Raw genomic sequence first — 275 nt, 5'->3', positions numbered from 1 at the left:
GTAGGGACCCCTTCAAAACATCGGGCGCGCCCCGGCAATCGCCACCAGCGCCAGCCCTATCAGCAAATTACACCCGACCAGACGGCGAATCCGCCCCATCACCGCCGCGCCTGCCGCCCATTCCTGAGCCTCAACGGCCTTGCGCAATTCGGGCAGTTGCAGTGATTGAATGCGGATAAACAGGGCGACCATGACGATGTACACGCCCATCATGATCTGCACATAACGGGGCGCCGTTTCGAACCCGCTAAAGCGCATGTGCAGCAGGCCAACAC

General features: G+C 61.1%; 1 protein-coding gene. It reads right to left on the bottom strand.

The genetic code is table 11. From position 1 onward, the window contains the following. Window positions 1–12: 12 nt before the first annotated feature. Window positions 13–275, bottom strand: a 263-nt coding sequence (locus AAEZ06_RS27230; RefSeq protein WP_350617203.1) for a CopD family protein, incomplete at its 5' end; no start/stop codon positions are given.

It is taken from the genome of Pseudomonas sp. HY7a-MNA-CIBAN-0227 (genome assembly GCF_040310325.1).
Lineage (GTDB): Bacteria > Pseudomonadota > Gammaproteobacteria > Pseudomonadales > Pseudomonadaceae > Aquipseudomonas.
Note: the sequence above shows the minus strand (reverse complement) of the source record. Positions and strands in the feature narration are given on the sequence as shown.